This is a genomic window from Bradyrhizobium tropiciagri (genome assembly GCF_001189845.1).
Taxonomy (GTDB): Bacteria; Pseudomonadota; Alphaproteobacteria; order Rhizobiales; family Xanthobacteraceae; genus Bradyrhizobium; species Bradyrhizobium tropiciagri.
The window spans coordinates 25,372-42,402 of the sequence record NZ_LFLZ01000040.1 but is presented as its reverse complement, the minus strand read 5'-3'; the positions used below and the strand labels follow the sequence as shown (position 1 = coordinate 42,402).

At 65.9% G+C, this 17,031-nt stretch carries 12 protein-coding genes; 5 read left to right on the top strand and 7 right to left on the bottom strand.

Features of this window, described 5'->3' with window-relative positions:
* Positions 1-87: 87 nt before the first annotated feature.
* Positions 88-1,272 (top strand): UbiH/UbiF family hydroxylase, encoded by a 1,185-nt coding sequence (locus tag AKN84_RS27395; RefSeq protein WP_050423665.1) that lies wholly within the window; start codon positions 88-90, stop codon positions 1,270-1,272.
* 12 nt (positions 1,273-1,284) lie between these two features.
* Here AKN84_RS27395 and AKN84_RS27390 read toward each other — a convergent pair whose 3' ends face one another.
* Positions 1,285-2,238: an AEC family transporter gene (locus tag AKN84_RS27390; protein ID WP_050423664.1), complete on the bottom strand. Its 954-nt coding sequence runs from the start codon at positions 2,236-2,238 to the stop codon at positions 1,285-1,287.
* A gap of 121 nt (positions 2,239-2,359) precedes the next feature.
* On the opposite strand from AKN84_RS27390, the gene hspQ reads away from it, so the two are divergent.
* Positions 2,360-2,692 carry a heat shock protein HspQ gene (gene hspQ / locus AKN84_RS27385; RefSeq protein ID WP_050406639.1) on the top strand — a complete coding sequence of 111 codons (333 nt, stop codon included), beginning with the start codon at positions 2,360-2,362 and terminating at the stop codon, positions 2,690-2,692.
* 16 nt (positions 2,693-2,708) lie between these two features.
* On the opposite strand, the gene AKN84_RS27380 is transcribed toward hspQ, so the two are convergent.
* Positions 2,709-3,995, bottom strand: coding sequence for an MFS transporter (locus tag AKN84_RS27380; protein ID WP_202814706.1), 1,287 nt, complete (start codon positions 3,993-3,995; stop codon positions 2,709-2,711).
* 332 nt (positions 3,996-4,327) lie between these two features.
* The gene (locus tag AKN84_RS27375) at positions 4,328-5,164 is read right to left on the bottom strand and encodes an invasion associated locus B family protein (RefSeq protein ID WP_050423663.1); all 837 of its coding nucleotides are present in this window, start codon (positions 5,162-5,164) and stop codon (positions 4,328-4,330) included.
* 383 nt (positions 5,165-5,547) lie between these two features.
* Here AKN84_RS27375 and AKN84_RS27370 point away from each other — a divergent pair, with 383 nt between their 5' ends.
* The 3 genes from AKN84_RS27370 (at position 5,548) to AKN84_RS27360 (ending at position 10,223) form a co-directional block, all read left to right on the top strand.
* The gene (locus tag AKN84_RS27370; RefSeq protein WP_162240910.1) at positions 5,548-7,284 is read left to right on the top strand and encodes an extracellular solute-binding protein; all 1,737 of its coding nucleotides are present in this window, start codon (positions 5,548-5,550) and stop codon (positions 7,282-7,284) included.
* Between the two features lie 52 nt (positions 7,285-7,336).
* The gene (locus tag AKN84_RS27365; RefSeq protein WP_128971208.1) at positions 7,337-8,890 is read left to right on the top strand and encodes an AMP-binding protein; all 1,554 of its coding nucleotides are present in this window, start codon (positions 7,337-7,339) and stop codon (positions 8,888-8,890) included.
* Between the two features lie 106 nt (positions 8,891-8,996).
* A complete protein-coding gene (locus AKN84_RS27360; RefSeq protein ID WP_050423662.1) occupies positions 8,997-10,223 on the top strand; it encodes a hypothetical protein in 1,227 nt (408 codons plus the stop codon).
* 103 nt (positions 10,224-10,326) lie between these two features.
* On the opposite strand, the gene AKN84_RS27355 is transcribed toward AKN84_RS27360, so the two are convergent.
* The 4 genes from AKN84_RS27355 to AKN84_RS27340 all read right to left on the bottom strand — a co-directional run bounded on the left by AKN84_RS27355 (position 10,327) and on the right by AKN84_RS27340 (position 16,977).
* Positions 10,327-10,686, bottom strand: coding sequence for a hypothetical protein (locus AKN84_RS27355; protein WP_050423661.1), 360 nt, complete (start codon positions 10,684-10,686; stop codon positions 10,327-10,329).
* A 493-nt stretch (positions 10,687-11,179) separates the two neighbouring features.
* Positions 11,180-12,862 (bottom strand): caspase family protein, encoded by a 1,683-nt coding sequence (locus AKN84_RS27350; RefSeq protein ID WP_162240908.1) that lies wholly within the window; start codon positions 12,860-12,862, stop codon positions 11,180-11,182.
* 309 nt (positions 12,863-13,171) lie between these two features.
* On the bottom strand, positions 13,172-16,690 hold the full coding sequence (gene mfd, locus AKN84_RS27345; RefSeq protein ID WP_050423659.1) for a transcription-repair coupling factor: 3,519 nt from the start codon (positions 16,688-16,690) through the stop codon (positions 13,172-13,174).
* On the bottom strand, positions 16,687-16,977 hold the full coding sequence (locus tag AKN84_RS27340; protein ID WP_050423658.1) for an FAD assembly factor SdhE: 291 nt from the start codon (positions 16,975-16,977) through the stop codon (positions 16,687-16,689). Before AKN84_RS27340 ends, mfd begins: the two co-directional genes overlap by 4 nt.
* Positions 16,978-17,031 lie beyond the last annotated feature (54 nt).

Sequence of the window (17,031 nt, the reverse complement as noted above, 5' to 3'; positions counted from 1 at the left end):
TGCGGCGTTCCGCCGCGCAAAGCGTTGGAAACTCTTGGTGGTTACCGATGGCTTGAAAATCGGGCCAAGCATGTCAAATGTCCTGATATGACCGACAGCTCGCAGGATTATGACGTTATCGTAATAGGCGGCGGTCCGGCCGGATTGACGGCCGCGATTGCCCTCGCCGATGCCGGCGCCCGGACCGCCCTCCTGGCGCGCCGCGTGCCCTATGCCGACAACCGCACCACCGCGCTGCTCGGCGCCTCGACCGACATCCTGGAACGGCTCGACGTCTGGCGGCGTTGCAGCGACAAGGCCGCCGCGCTCAAGACCATGCGCCTCGTCGACGACACCGGCCGCCTGATCCGCGCGCCGGAGGTGCGGTTCAATTCCGACGAGATCGGCCGCGAGCAGTTCGGCTTCAATATCGACAATCGCGCGCTGGTCGCAGCACTCGAGGACCGCGCCGGCGAGATGGCCGCGCTGACGCGATTCGACGACGAGGCCGCGTCGGTGCAGCCGGATGATGCGGGGGTCACCGTGGTGACGCGGCAGGGGCAGTCACTCACGGCGCGGCTCGTGGTCGGCGCCGACGGCCGCAATTCATTGTCCCGCGAGGCTGCCGGCATCGAGGTGACGAGCCGCGCGCTCGGGCAGTCCGCCCTCACCTTCAACATCACCCACAGCCGGCCGCACCAGAACATCTCGACCGAGTTTCATACCGAGCACGGCCCCTGCGTGTTCGTGCCGCTCAGCGGCAACCGCAGCAGCGTGGTTTGGGTCTCGGCGCCCAAGGAGGCCGAGCGGCTCAAGGCGCTCAGCGACGAGGAATTGTCCGGCGCGGCGGAGCGCCAGTCGCATTCGATTCTCGGCCGCGTCGAGGTGCAGCCCGGACGACACGTGTTTCCGCTCGCGATCGAGCGGCCCCGGCAGTTCGCCAGGGACCGCATCGCGCTGGTCGGGGAATCCGCCCATGTGCTGCCGCCGATCGGCGCGCAGGGCCTCAACATGGGGCTGCGTGATGCCGCTGATATCGCTGAGATCACGGGCCAGGCAATCGGCCGCGGCGAGGATCCCGGCGCGCCAAGCGTGCTGGCGCGCTACCAGGCGGCGCGGCGCCCCGACGTGGCCAGCCGGACCTGGGCGATCGACATCGCCAACCGCTCGCTGCTGAGCGATTTCCTCGGCGTGCAGACCGCGCGCGCCGCCGGCCTGCATTTGCTCGGCGCCTTCGGCCCGCTGCGGCGGCTCGCGATGCGCGAGGGCCTCGCGCCGTCATGGCGGCGGTGAGAACGGCGTTCGTTACGGAAACACCAGCCGTCCGCTCTGGATGAACCACATCACGCTGGTCAGCGTGACCACCGAGGCGAAGGTGCCGATCAGCACCGCGACCGACGCCGGCTCGATCCAGGTGTCGTTCTGCCGCGCGATCACGAACACGTTGAGCGCCGGCGGCAGCGAGGCCATCAGCACCGCGGTCGCCGCCCAGGGCTGCGCGAATGGGCCGAACAGCAGCATCAGCCCGAATGCCAGCAGCGGATGGATCAGGAGCTTGATCGCAACCACGCCCGGCACCTCCCACGGTACCCGCTCGAACGGCCGCAGCGCCACGGTGACGCCGAGCGCGAACAGCGCCATGGGCGCCGCGGCGTTCTGCAGGAACTGGATGGTGCGGTCGAGCGCGACCGGAATCGGAATGTGAAACGCGGCGACCAGCGCGCCGAACACCGCCGACATGATCAGCGGGTTCTGCACGATTTGCCGCAGCACCACGCCGAGCGCGTGCAGCAGCGAGGGATGATCGCGGTCGGTGAGCTCGATCAGGAGCGGCACGATCGAGAACAGGAAGATGCTGTCGCAGCAGAAGATCAGCGCGGTCGGCGCCGCCGCCTTGGCACCAAGCACGGCGAGCGCAAGGCCAGGGCCCATATAGCCGATGTTGCCGTAGGCACCCGACAGGCCCGCGAGCGTCGCCTCGCGCAGCGAGAGGCAACCCATCAGCTTGCCTGCGACCATCGCCAGGAAGAACGCGATCACGGTTCCGAGCGTGGTCACGATCAGGAATGGCGGGTTGTTCAGCTCCGCAAACGGCGTCTTGGACATGATCCCGAACAGCAGCGCCGGCAACGAAACGTAAAGCAGGAAGAAATTCATCCAGGCGAGCCCGCTTTCGGGCAAACCCTTGGCTTTTCCGCACGCATAACCGATGAAGATCAAGCCGAAATACGGCAACGCCAGATTGAGGATATCGATCATTCTGAAAGTAGTTTCTCGGCCGGATTTCGGGGCGTTTTTGCAGGTCTGGAATCGGTAAACCGGGGGTTAATTCGAAGCTTAGCCCCTAGCATCGGCCACAATGTTGGTCTATCGACGAACCATGATCAAAGCGCGCACCGCCAAGTTTCAGATCGGGCAGATCGTCCGTCACCGGGTGTTCTCCTTCCGGGGCGTGATTTTTGATATCGACCCGGAGTTCAACAACACCGAGGAATGGTGGCTGTCGATCCCCGAGGACATGCGGCCGCACAAGGACCAGCCGTTCTATCACCTGCTCGCGGAAAACTCGGAGACCGAGTACGTCGCCTATGTCTCGGAGCAGAACCTGTTGCCCGATGATTCCGGCGAACCGATCCGGCACTCGCAGGTCGCGGAGATCTTCATCAAGGACAAGTCGGGCGGCTACCGTCCGCGCAATCCGTCGCTGAACTGACATTTGGCGCGGGCGCTCACACGCCCTCGCGCCTCGCCAACACCACCGCAATCGCCCAGACCACGAAGCCCGCCAGCGCCAGTCCGGCGCCGACCAGCCCGGTCGACGTCCAGCCATAGCCGGCCGCAACCGCCATGCCGCCGAGCCACGGCCCCAGCGCATTGGCGACGTTGAAGGCGGAATGGTTGAGCGCTGCAGCCAGGCTCTGCGCCTCGCCCGCGACATCCATCAGCCGGGTCTGCAGCACGGTCGCAAGCGCGCCGCCGAGCCCGATCAGGAACACGTCGGCGCTCAGCGTCCAGAAATTCGTCGCTGCCAGCGGATACAGCGCCAGCGTGGCCGCCGACCACAGCAACAGCCCGCCCGCGGTCGCCATCAGCGCGCGGTCGGCAAAGCGCGGCACGATGATGTTACCGGCGGTGAGGCCGGCCCCGAACACGCATAGCGTGACCGGCACCAGCGCCGGCGAGACGTGCGTCACCGCCAGCATGGTCGATGCGAGATAGGTGTAGACCGAGAACAGCCCGCCGAAGCCGATCGCACCGATCGCCAGCGTGAGCCAGACATGCTTGCGCCTGAGCGCCGACAGTTCACGCAGCGGGCTCGCATTGCTGTTGGCGACGTCCCGCGGCGCGAAGATCAGAACCAGGATGGCGGTGAGCAGCGCAAGGCCGGCAACGATCGCAAAAGCCCAGCGCCAGCCGATCGCCTGCCCCACCCCGTTGGCGAGCGGCACGCCGATCGTCGTCGCGATGGTGAGGCCGAGCAGGACGCGGCCGACCGCCGCCGTGCGTTTATCGATCGGCACCAGCGAGGCCGCGACCAGCATGGCGATGCCGAAATAGGCGCCATGCGGCAGCCCGGCGAGGAAGCGCAGCGCCAGCATGGTGTGATAGTCGGGTGCGAGCCCCGAGAGGCCGTTCATCAGCGCGAAGAAGCCCATCAGCGCGATCAGCAGATTTCGCCGCGTCATGCGCGCCGACAGCACCGCGATGACCGGCGCGCCGACCACGACGCCGAGCGCGTAGGCGCTGATCGCGTGACCGGCCTGTGGCTCGCTGACATGTAGATCGTGCGCGAAGAACGGCAGCAGGCTCATGGTCGCGAATTCGGCGATGCCGATCGCAAAGCCGCCCATCGCCAGCGCGAGATGGACGATGCCCGGACGAAAGGCGCCGGGGACGTTGTCCTGGTTGACGCGCCCCCCCGCATCGGACGACGGGCCGCCGGCCGGCTGCTGCAAATCCGCGTTGTTGGGCCGGGAGAGCGGTTCCCGCCGCTGCGTGTTGACGTGCTGCGACATTCGGCGACTTCCATGACAGCGAACGGCGGCCAGGGTCCGCGGGAGAACACGCGCGCATGTGCGCATCGACAGCGCGCATTGCGCGCGTTCGTCTGGCCTCCCCGTTCGGATTTATGATTGTGCTTCGGCGCCGGACTTTATCCGGACAAGGAAACGACGATGCGACTTGGTGCGATCGATGTGCCCCCGCAAACCATCGCACACGATGTGCACGATCACCAGCGCGGCAGGCTGCCACCAGCCAGTCCGTATCGCATGACAAAAAAGGCGCCCTTCCGGGCGCCTTTTGATTTGCGATGATCTCGCGATGTCGTGAACGCTTGATCGAAAGTTTACTTGGCCGCCGGGTTGGCCGGAGCCGGCGTCGCACCAGCAGCGCCCGCGCCTTCCAGCTTCTTGCGCTGCTCTTCGGCGCGCTTCTGCAACTCTTCCTGCAGCTTCTTCGAGTTTTCCTCGAACACCTTCGGATCGGTCGGCGGGCCGTCGAAGGCCTTGGCGAATTCGGTGTTGAGCGGCAGCGGCAGCGTCAGCGGCGCGCCGTTCGAATTGATCGCCTGAACAACGAGGTTCTGGCCCTTCTTCATGTTGGCGATCAGCTCGGGGGTTGCTTCGTAGTCGGACATGCAGCCGTTCTGGAAGCAGATCACATAGGGCGCCTGCTGCGGCGGGTTGTTGTCGACGATGATGCGGGTGCCGTGCACGAGCTGCATGCCGAGCGGCAGCGTGACGCGCAGGATCTTCTTCGGCTCGCCTTCCGGCTCGATGATCACGGCGGCGATGACCGGCTGGCCCGACTCGATGCGGCCGTCCTTGCCGGTGAAGCAGACCTGCTTGGCGTTGGCTTCCTGACCCTTCAGGCAGAACTTGGTCCAGGGGGCGTAGATGAGCTGGATCTGCTGATCCTGGGGCGGCTGCTGGGCGGCCGCAGCGGGCGGCGCACCTGCGGCCGGTGCTTGGGCGGCTGGTGCCTGGGCCGGAGCCGGCGCAGCCTTCGGAGCTGCCTTGGGTGCCGCCTTGGGCGCAGCCTTCGGTGCCGCAGGCGCCGGCGCTGCCGGCTGCTGGGCCTGAGCGGCAGGAACCAGGAGCGCTGCAGAGAATGCCGTCGCCGCCATCAGGGCAACAATTCGCCCATGCGGCCGGACCGGGGCGGCCAAGATACGGAAATTCATTGCGGAAAACCCTTTCTGAACGGCAGCGCCCGAAACCGCTGCAGGCGCCGACACATAGCCGTTTGGGCGGCTGTCTCCTAGTCAATTGAGGCGGATACGTGACAGGCGTTCCCGCCTTCGAATTGCACGCCTTCAATACAGCGGCGCGCGGAAAGATCAATGCCGACAAGCGCATTTGCGCCTATGTGACGACGAGTTTCCGCGGCCTGTGATAAACCTCGGCCGTGACGTTTCGCGAATCAAATCCGGCGCCTCACGCACCTGTTCCCGGGCACGGTTGGCGCGCCGCATCGGTCGCCATCTGGCTCGCTTTGGTATTCGTCCCGGCACTGCTGGCGGGCGGACCTGCCCCGGCGGTTGCCGCCGAGAGCCACGCGATCGCGATGCATGGCGCGCCCGCGCTGCCGGCCGATTTCACCCATTTGCCCTATGCCAATCCCGACGCTCCCAAGGGCGGCCGCCTGGTCCTGAGCCCGCGGGAAGGCACCTTCGACAGCCTCAATCCCCTGATTGTCCGAGGCCTCGCCGTGCAGCAGCTGAGGGGCTACGCCTATGAGCGCGGCTATGTCTACGAAAGCCTGCTGGTGCGGAACAATGACGAGCCGTTCACGCTCTATGGCCTGCTCGCGCGCAGCGTCGAGACCGACGACGCCAGAAGTTATGTGACATTCCATATCGATCCTCGGGCGCGCTTCTCCGACGGGCACGAGGTCACCGCCGACGATGTGGTGTTCTCGCTCGAATTGCTGCGCGATCACGGCCGTCCGCTGCATCACCAGTATTATTCGAAAGTCGCAAAGACCGAGGTGCTCGACCCACTGACGGTGCGGTTCGATTTCGGCGGCGTCGCGGATCGCGAGTTGCCGATGATCCTCGGCCTGATGCCGATCCTGCCGCGCCACGCCACCGACGTCGCCAGATTCGAGGAGACCACATTGGCGCCGCCGATCGGCTCCGGCCCGTATCGTGTGACGGCGGTCAAGCCCGGCACCAGCGTGACCTTCACCCGCAATCCCGACTATTGGGGACGCGACCTGCCGGTGAACCGCGGCCTCTGGAATTTCGACGAGATCAGGCTCGACTACTACCGCGACGCCAATGGCCAGTTCGAGGCGTTCAAGCGCGGCCTCTATGACTTCAGGACCGAGCCCGAGCCGCTGCGCTGGCACGACGGCTATGATTTCCCCGCCGCGAAGAGCGGTGAGGTGATCCGCGAGGCCATCAAGATCGGCACCCCGCAGCCGTCTGAATTCCTGGTGTTCAACACCAGGCGGCCGAAATTTGCCGACGTCAGGGTGCGGCAGGCCCTGCTGATGCTGTTCGATTTCGAATGGATCAACCGCAACTATTATTTCGGACTCTATTCGCGCGCGGGCGGCTATTTCGCCGGATCGGAACTGTCCGCCTATGGCCGCCCCACCGACGATCGCGAGCGCGAACTGTTGAAGCCGTACCTCGCGCACATCCCGCCCGACATCCTCGAGGGCCGCTATCACCTCCCCGTCACCGACGGATCGGGGCGCGACCGCTCTATCCTCCGCGATGCGCTCGCGCTGCTGTCCGAGGCGGGCTACGCGCTCGACGGCACGGTGCTGAAGCAGCGCGCGACCGGGACGCCGCTCCGTATCGAGATCCTGGTGACGGCACGCGAGCATGAGCGGATCGCCCTCGCCTACCAGCGCGACCTGAAGCGCGCCGGCATCGACGCCGCGGTGCGGGTGGTCGACGCGGTGCAGTTCGAGCAGCGCCGGGTCGCCTATGACTATGACATGATCCCCATTCGCTGGGACCAGTCGCTGTCGCCGGGCAACGAGCAGTGGTTCTACTGGGGCAGCCAGGCGGCCGACGTGCCGGGCACCCGCAACTACATGGGCGCCAAGGATCCGGCCATCGACGCCACGATTGCCGCGCTGCTGGCGGCGCGGGAGCGGCCGGCCTTCGTCTCGGCGGTGCGGGCGCTGGACCGGGCCTTGACCTCGGGCTTCTACGCTATCCCCCTATTTAACTTGGGAGAGCAATGGATCGCGCGGTGGAATCGGATAGAACGGCCTTCGACCACGGCGTTGACGGGCTACCTGCCGGAGACTTGGTGGCAGAAGCCCGGCGCGCCATCAAAGTGATCTGCCAAGTGATCCGCCAAGTAATTTTCCAGGTGATGCGGACCGACGCGGCATGACCTGGTCCGATCGAAGCGATGCAACCGACGTTGAACCTGTGAACCAGTCGATCACCTCGCCCACGCTCGATACGCTGTTCAAGCGCACCCTGGCGCGGCAGCCGGAGGCGCTGGCGCTGGTCGATCCGCTCAACAAGCAGCGCATCACCGGTCAGACCCGCAAGCGCCTGACCTATGCGCAGGCCGATCGCGCGATCTCGGCGATCGCGGCCCATTTCGTCGAGATCGGATTGCCGGCCAATACGGTGATCGCGGTTCAGCTGCCCTCAACGATCGAGTTCGCCCTGACGGTGCTCGCCGCGCATCGGGTCGGCCTCGTGGTGGTGCCGATGCCGCTGCTGTGGCGGCAGGCCGAGCTGTCGTCCGTCCTCAACCGCACCGCGGCACGGGCGATCGTGACTTGCAGCAAGATCGACGGCGTCTCCTACGCCGACATCGCCATGAACGCCGCGGCGGAGGCCTTCTCGATCCGCCACGTCTGCGGCTTCGGCTCCGATCTGCCCGAAGGCATGTCGTCGCTCGACGAGGCGATCCTGCAGGACTCCCGGACCACACGCCGCATGATCGAGGACGGCCGCAAGCCGGCGCTGATCTCCTTCGACGTCACCAGCGACGGCTTCCGTCCGGTGCCGCGCGCGCATTTCGGCCTGATCGCCGGCGGGCTCGCGATGTCGCTGGAGAGCGACCTGCCGCAAGGCGCGACCATCATGTCGGCGTTCGCGCCGATGTCGTTTGCCGGCATCTGCGCGTCGCTGGTGACCTGGTTGCTGTCGGGCGGAACGCTCGTCATGCATCACCCGTTCGACGAGGAGACGTTCGAAGCCCAGTTCAACGATCACGCCTGCGACACGTTGATCGCGCCGGCGCAGCTCGCACTGCGGCTTGACGAGCAAGGCCTCTCGGAGCGGCTGCCCACCCTGCGCAACGTGATCGGCCTGTGGCGGACGCCGGAGCAGGTTGCCTCCAGTGCGCACTGGACCTCGCGGCGGGTGACCATGACCGACGTCTACCTGTTCGGCGAGGCCGGGCTGTTCGGCGCCCGCCGCACTGCCGAGGACGGATCGCCGGCCCCGATCAAGCCCGGCCCGCACAGCGCGCCGCGCGAAGCCCCCGGCGCATCGATCGCCGGCGAGATCCTGCTGACCCCGAAGGGCACGCTCGGCCTGCGCGGCCCCATGGTGCCGGTCGCGGCCTACGCGCCGCCGCCACCTCCGGGCGACAGCCTGATCGCGCCGCCGCCGCGCGACTACGTCGACACTGAATACGCCGCCCGGCTCGACCGCGTGACCGGCGCCGTCAACGTCACGGCCCCGCCGTCGGGGGTCATGACGGTCGGCGGCTACCGCTTCCTTGCCCAGGAGTTGCAGGAATGGTCGCGCCGGCTCGGCCAGGGCGCGTTGTTGACGGCATTGCCGGACCGCCTCAGCGGCCACCGGCTCGCGGGACGGGCGCAGGACAATGCGCGGGCCCGCGACGCCCTGACAGAACTTGGGCTTAACCCATTGATGGTCGAGGCATTTCGCGACCGTAACGGCACCGGAACGCCTTAAAATCTTATCATTGTGTTAGTCTTAGCATTGTGTTGACGCCGCATTAAGCCATGCCAACTAGCATCGCAGCCGTTGCTGTTCTTAAGCATTGGTTTCGAGCGTTCGAATGTCTCAACAAGGTCCGGTCCTCATCGTCTCGGCGTCGGCAAAGCCGCCGTTTGCCGCGGTCCTCGATGAGACCAAGCTGTTTCCGGTCGTCATCACCGACTGGAGCGAGGTCGGGCGCGCCATCGAGCAGATCAAGCCGGCAGCGATCATCGCGGCCGCCGAGGGCGTCGACTTCATCACCCTGTCGGGCCTGGCCAAGCGCGCCGCTGCCCGCGCGCCCTATCTGCCGCTAATCGCGGTCGATCCCGCGACCACCCTGCCCGACACCGTGATCGCGTTCTTCCAGCACAAGGGCATGCCGGATCGCCTGGTGGCCCGGCTCAACGCGTCCTTACGGGTTCGCGCGCTGCACGCGACCGTGATGCGCCGCCTGGTGCCTCCGGCGCCGATCGCAATGTCCGATATCGATCCGGTCGGAGAGGCCACGGCGCTGCTGATCGGCCGTGGCGGCGCCTACCCGGCGCTGTCGGTCGCGCTCGGCGAACGCGCCGGCGTGGTTGGCGCGCTGAGCATCGAGGCGGCCGCCAAGCATCTCTCCAATCGCGACATCGACGGCATCGTGCTGGCGGAGGGATTCACGCCGCGCGTGATGGATGCGTTCCTGACGGTGCTAACCGAGGATGTTCGCTTCCGTCCGTTGCCCGTGATCGTCGCATCCAGGGACCTGACGCCGCGCTACGAGTTGCCCAACCTCGAGATCGTCACCGCCGGGCCGACCCGTGTTGCCGACATGGCATTGCCGATGATCCGGCAGCATGCCTTCGAAGCGCGGCTCGGCCGCATGCTCAAGGCGATCGACGCCAAGGGCCTGATCGATCCCCGCACCGGCCTGCTCACCAAGGCCGCGTTCGAACGCGACTTCGCGACCGCCGTCTACCACACCGCCGAGCGCGGCGGCGCGCTCTCGGTGGCCCGCTTCACCTTCGACAACGCGCAACCGCGCGCGCAATTCGACGGCGCGCGGATCATCAGCCGGCTGATGCGCCAGGCCGATTTCGGCGCCGTGTATGACGACCGCTCGCTGGTCGTGGCGTTCGCCGGCACCGACCTGCGCAACGCGCAGGCGATCACGCGGCGATTGTCAAGCGTGATGCGCCACACCCAGAACGGCCGCCGCGACGTCAGGGCCGAGCCCGCCGTCAGCGTCGCAACGCTACTCCCCAGTGATTCCGCTCAGTCGCTGCTGGGACGCCTGTTCGCAGCACCGGAGCGCGCGGCGTCGTAGCAAGCTCTTTGCCGCTTGTCGGTTGCTGCGATCGCTGCCGGGCATCGCCCGGCAGGCGAAGGCACCTCATCTCGGCGGCTCCGCATGCCTATCCTTCGCGCCCTCACGCGTGCTGCGGCTGCGCCAGCTGGCTGACCCGTGTCGCCGGCGTGGTGTCGATCGCGGTGCCAACTCCGGTCGTGTATGAAGGGACATAACTGAAGCCGAGGATCGCGTTGCCGCCGTCGATCACGGCGCTGATGACGGTGCCGAGAACATACAACTGCGCGGCACCATTTGAATCGTAGGATACGGTGTCGCCGACATCGGTGCCGCCGGAGGAAACAACGACGGTGCCGACATCGAGGGTATTGCTGATGTACCCGCCATTCAGCACGTAGAGCGTGCCGCCGTCCTGGACTGTGTTGCCGCTTTGCGTATCGGACACAGAAACGCTGCTACCGCTGCCAACGTTCACACCCATAGACCCCTCCCCCGAAAAAAGACTTCAACGAAATCCAATAAGTCTGTCCGACAATTCGACCCGCGGCCGAGCCTGGCCGATGGCCTGCCGACAGCGGAATCAAACGCCCGCAAGCCCTCGCCAATCCACTTGGCGCGAGCTCTTGATCACTGAGCTTTGGAGAGCAGTTGAAATGCGGGCGAGACGCGAACCAGATTCAAGTTGCTACGTCATCCAAAATATAAAACCCGGTCTGAACTAAAAACACGATCAGCTTACGATTCGTCGAAAAGTCGTCAAGATCCAGTTGGCCTAAAGTTCAACGTTTCCCGCCCGTTGTTCACATTGTGGAACCGTCGCGCCCGCCTCGGATCTTCGGTTCACTCTGAGTCGAATCCACCTGCGCGAAGAAATGTTTCTGAGGATGAACAGATGTTTCTGAGCCGTCATGGCCGGGCTTGTCCGGGCAACGATGCGGTCGACGCATCCGCGAAGCGAAAGATCGTTTCGCTTTTCAGCACCAGGCCCATCTGCAGCCAACGAAGCGGTAGTAGTAGATTCTGCGGACGTGATGGCCGCTGGACGAGCGTCGCGGCCCGGTCGTATTCAGCTGCTTTGGTACGTTTGGGCCCTGGCTCCCCGGATCGACCTGGACAGCCCTGCGCCGCAGCTCGGCGGCCTTGGCGGCATCGGGCGCGCCGAGCAATCCCCGCTCCTGCATGACGGCAAGGTATTTGAGAGAAAATCCGTCGTTGAGATCGGCCGCCTGCTGAAAATATTGCGCAGCCGTAGCGTAGTCGCGCGGCGTTCCCTTGCCGTAAAAGTACATCAAGCCGGTCTGGGCGAGGGCGAAAGGATTACCCGCCTCGATTGCCTTCTGATAGAGCTCGAGTGCTCTCGCCTCGTCCTTCTTGACGAAATTCCCGTTGGAATACATCGCGCCGAGATTGCTGATCGCGCCCGGCTCTCCCGCTGCGGCCGCCTTGCTGAACAGCTCGAACGCCCGCGGCATGTCTTTGACGACCCCGCGCCCCGTCGCAAAATAGACCCCGAGCTTGCCTTGCGCCGGTGCGTAACCGGCGTCGGCAGCTTTGGTCAGATAGCGTTGCGCCGCCAGGTAGTTTTTCGTTCCGCCGTAGGCGAGGCCGAGCAGGAATTCGAAGCGTGGCTGATCGGGATTGGCGCGCACCGCCGCCTCGCAGATCGGGACCGCGGCCGCAAAATCATGCGTGTTCTCGATCTTCAATTGATCAGGGCTGGCGAACGGCGGCGCAGGCGCGGCCGCGCGCTCGCATTCGCTGTCGGGGCCGCCGGCGCCACCCTGCGGCGTTGGGGATGTGACGCGATCTGCGGCAGCTGGTGGCGTCGCCTGCGGCGCAGCTGCGGCCACCTGCTCCACGCCGCCCGCTGCCGCTTGAGACGCATTAGTCGGTTGCGTCGACGTCGAGGGCGGTGAGCCGCCGCCGACCTGGGCCGGCGGAGCCGCCAGATAGACGTCGCCGACCAGCGAGGAACTGTCCCAGGGCGTCTGCTTCTGATCGGTTGCCGCGAGCACGTCGCCGCGAACCCTGGACAGCATCTGCCGCACTTCGATGCCGGGTGTCGCGATATGTTTCAGGAGCGCTGATGTGAATGGCGAATTTCGCCCGGCACCGTCGAGAGCAACATTGTTCGGCTGCGTCGAATAGACGATCAGCGACCCCTGCCCGCTGGCGTCGACGCGGCCGAGCCCGCGACTGGGCGCCGCGCGGCTACCGCGCGCGAGCTTCTCCAGAAAGGGATTGTTGCGGCAGGCGTCGAGGATGATGATGTTGGCCCGCCCCGTCCCCTCCATCTCCTGCTGGATGTCGGTCAGGTTCACGGTGTTGAAGCGCACATCCGCCGGCGTTTCGATCTTCGCGTCGACTGGGACCAGATAGTTTTCACCGTTCATCTGCAGGCCGTGACCTGCGTAGAAGAACAGCGCGACGTCGGCACCGCTCAGCCGCGTGGAAAAATCGCGTACCGCGTTAGCCATGGCGTCGCGGGTCCCGTCACGCGCTTCGATCACGTCGAAGCCCATGCCGCGCAAAGCCGTCGCGAGATCGGCTGCATCATTGGCGGGATTGCCGAGGGCGGGAACGGCCCGATACTTGCTGTTGCCGAGCACCAGCGCCAGGCGCGTACCAGCGAAAGCCTCGATCGGCAAAACGGTCAACGCAAGGCAAAGCCCGATGAAAAGCAACCGGCAACGGAGTTGATGCATCGTGCTTGCTTACGGCTTTCGGTACCGACTGCGAACGACCTTGAGATGCAAATCATACCGGCAACACCCCTGCCAGTCAAAACCCTGATCCAACACGACGTTGTGTTGAAACCAAAGGCGCTTGAAGATGACCGCTGCCTGTGCACGGAACCGCGCACAGCATCGTGCAGTTCACTCACCACAAGACCAGCAAGCGAAGTGTGATCTGCGCACACCCGCGTCAGAGCGTGAGCCGACCCGGCAAGCGTCGCGAGCGAGGTCTCACGCCGCCTTCTTGCTTTCCGCGAGATTGGCGAGCTGGCGCAAAATCTCTGTCGTGCCGGCGAGCCGCTCTTCCGGCGTATCCCACTCCTGGAAGAACACCACCTTCATGTCCGGCCGCACCTTGGCGGCCTGGCCGTGCTGGCGGATGAACGTCACCAGCCGCTCCGGATGCGCAAAGCTGTTGTCGCGGAACGCGATCACGGCGCCCTTCGGACCGGCATCGACCTTGCCGACATTGGCGCGGCGGCAATAGGCCTTGATCGCGGCCACCTTGAACAGATAGCGCACCTCATCCGGCAGCACGCCGAAGCGGTCGCGCATCTCGGCGGCGAAGGCGTCGATATCCTCGTCGGTATCGAGATCGGCGAGCCGCCGATAGAGCGACAGCCGCACACTGAGATCGTTGACGTAGTCTTCGGGGATCAGGACCGGCATGCCGATCGTGATCTGCGGCGACCAGCGGTCGGCAGCAGGCTCGGCGACGCCGGCCTTGAGGTTGACGATCGCCTCCTCCAGCATCGACTGGTACAGCTCGAAGCCGACTTCCTTGATGTGGCCGGACTGTTCCTCGCCGAGCAGATTGCCGGCGCCGCGGATGTCGAGGTCGTGCGAGGCGAGCTGGAAGCCCGCGCCGAGCGTCTCCAGCGATTGCAGCACCTTGAGCCGCCGCTCCGCCTGCGCGGTGATCTTCTGCTGCGCCGGCAGCGTGAACAGCGCATAGGCGCGCAGCTTGGAGCGGCCGACGCGGCCGCGCAGCTGATAGAGCTGCGCAAGGCCGAACATGTCGGCGCGATGCACGATCAGCGTGTTGGCGTTCGGGATGTCGAGACCGGACTCGACGATCGTGGTCGACAGCAGGATGTCGTATTTGCCGTCGTAGAACGCGGACATGATGTCCTCGATCACGGTCGGCGGCATCTGGCCGTGGGCGACCGCGACCTTCATCTCCGGCACGTTCTTGTCGAGGAAATCCTTGACGCCGGCGAGGTCCTCGATCCGCGGCACGACATAGAACGCCTGCCCGCCGCGATAGCGCTCGCGCAGCAGGGCCTCGCGGATCATCAGGGGATCGTGCGGCGCGACGAAGGTGCGCACCGCGAGGCGATCGACCGGCGGCGATGCGATGATCGAGAGCTCGCGGACGCCAGTCAGCGCCAGTTGCAGCGTGCGCGGGATCGGGGTCGCCGACAGCGTCAGCACGTGGACCTGGGCGCGGAGCTGCTTCAGCCGCTCCTTGTGGCTGACGCCGAAATGCTGCTCCTCGTCGACGATCAGGAGGCCAAGGTCCTTGAACTTGATCGCCTTGCCGAGCAGCGCATGGGTCCCGACGACGATGTCGACGTTGCCGTCGGCGAGCCCCTTCTTGGTCTGGCTCAACTCCTTGGTCGACACCAGCCGCGAGGCCTGCGCGACGTTGACCGGGAAGCCTTTGAAGCGCTCGGTGAAGGTGCGCGAATGCTGGCGCGCCAGCAGCGTGGTCGGCACCACGACCGCGACCTGCCGGCCTTCCAGCGCCACGGCGAACGCGGCGCGCAATGCCACCTCGGTTTTGCCGAAGCCGACGTCGCCGCAGATCAGCCGGTCCATCGGGCGGCCGATCTCGAGGTCCTTCAGGGTCGAATTGATCGCCCCCAACTGGTCCTCGGTCTCGTCATAGGGGAAGCGCGCGCAGAACTCGTCATAGACGTGCCGCTGCAGCGGGAATTTCGGCGCCTCGTGCAGCTGCCGCTCAGCCGCGATCTTGATCAATTCGCCGGCGATCTCACGGATGCGGTTCTTGAGCTTGGCCTTGCGGGCCTGCCAACCGCCGCCGCCGAGACGGTCGAGCTCGACATTGGCGCTGTCCGAGCCATAGCGCGACAGCAGCTCGATGTTCTCGACCGGCAGAAACAGTTTCGTCTCGGCCGCATAATGCAGCTCGAGACAGTCGTGCGGCGCGCCGGACACTTCCAGCGTCTGCAGGCCGACGAAGCGGCCGATGCCGTGCTCGACGTGAACAACCAGATCGCCGGTCGCAAGGCTCGTCACCTCCGAGATGAAATTGTCGAGCTTGCGGCTCGCCTTGCGCGGCCGCACCAGACGGTCGCCGAGGATATCCTGCTCGCTGATGACGGCGAATTCGCTGGTCTCGAAGCCGGACTCCATGCCGAGCACGGCCAGCATGGTCTCGTTGCGCGGCGTCGCCTGCACGATCCGCCAGGTGTTGACGCTGGTGGTGTTGAGCAGCTTGTGGTCGCGCAGCATCGCGCCCATGCGGTCGCGCGAGCCTTCGCTCCACAGCGCGACGATGACCTTCTTGCGTTGCGACTGCAGCGCGCCGATATGGCCGACCACGGCCTCGAATACGTTGACGTTGCTGTCGGCGCGCTCCGGCGCGAAATTGCGCCCCTGCCGCGCGCCGGCGTCGAACACATCTGCGGTGCCTTCGGGGACTGCGAACGGCGTCAGCCGCGCCAGTGGCACATCACCGAGCAGCTTGGTCCATTCGGCCTCGGTCAGATACAGCATGTCCGGCGGCAACGGCTTGTAGATCGCGCCACTGCCGGGATGCTCCAACGCCTCGCGCCGCGCATCGTAATAGTCTGATATCTGCGAGAAGCGTTCGCGCGCGGCGTCCTCGCCCTGCGGCTCGATCGCGATCGTGGCGCCGTCGAGATAATCGAACAGCGTGTCCATCCGCTCCTGGAACAGCGGCAGCCAGTGCTCCATGCCGGGATGGCGCCGTCCCTCGGAGACCGCTTCATAGAGCTGGTCGTCGCGTCCCGGCGCGCCGAACGCTGCGACATATCCCATGCGGAAGCGGCGGATGGTTTCAGTGGTAAGCTGGAATTCGGAGACCGGCACCAGGTCGAGCCCGCGCATGTCGAGGTGCGTGCGCTGGGTCTCGGCATCGAAGGTGCGGATCGACTCGAGGCTGTCGCCGAAGAAGTCGAACCGTACCGGCTGGTCGAGGCCAGCCGGAAACAGATCGAGGATGCCGCCGCGCACGGCATATTCGCCGGGCTCGCGCACCGTGGACGAGCGGGTGTAGCCATTGTGCTCGAGCCAGGCCACGACCGAGTCCATCGGCACGACGTTGCCGGGCGCGACCGACAGCGCTTGCGCTGCGACCTGCTCGCGCGCCGGCACCCGTTGCACAGCCGCGTTCACCGTGGTCAGCACGATCAGCGGCTTGTCGGAACCCGCCAGCCGCGACAGCTTGGCCAGCGCGGTGAGCCGTTGCGCCAGGATGCCTGAATGCGGCGAGACGCGGTCATAGGGCTGGCAGTCCCAAGCCGGAACCTGCATCACGGCGATATCGGGCGCGAAGAACTCCAGCGCGCGGGCGAGCTGCTGCATCCGCGCGCCGTCGCGGCACACCACGGCGAGACTGACCGCAGTCCGCTTCGGCTGCGCGGCGATGGCGCGCGCCAGATCGGAGATCACCAGCCCTTCGGCGCCCTCCGCGACGTTGGCGATGGTCAGCACCCGGCCGGGCGCGAGCATCGCGGCCGGCGATTTCATCGGCTGCTTCATGCGCTGGGATCCGCGACCCGGAACGCCTTGATGCGGGCAAACAGCGCGGTCTGATGCTCGGCAGCCAAAACCTTGTCGCCGGTCAGCGCGGCATAGAGGTCGGGATCCGGCACTTCGATCAAATGCTCGAGCTCGCCGAGCTCCTGATCGGTGAGATCAGCGATCTCTGCATCGGCAAAGCGGCCGAGGATCAGGTCCATCTCCCGGGTGCCGCGATGCCAGCAGCGAAACAAAAGCCGCTTGCGGCGGTCATCGAGCCCACTGCTCGATCGTGTCGATCCCGTCATGTCCCAAAATCCATCAAACGCCAAAAGCCCGGACGTGCCGGGCGGGCTTGATAT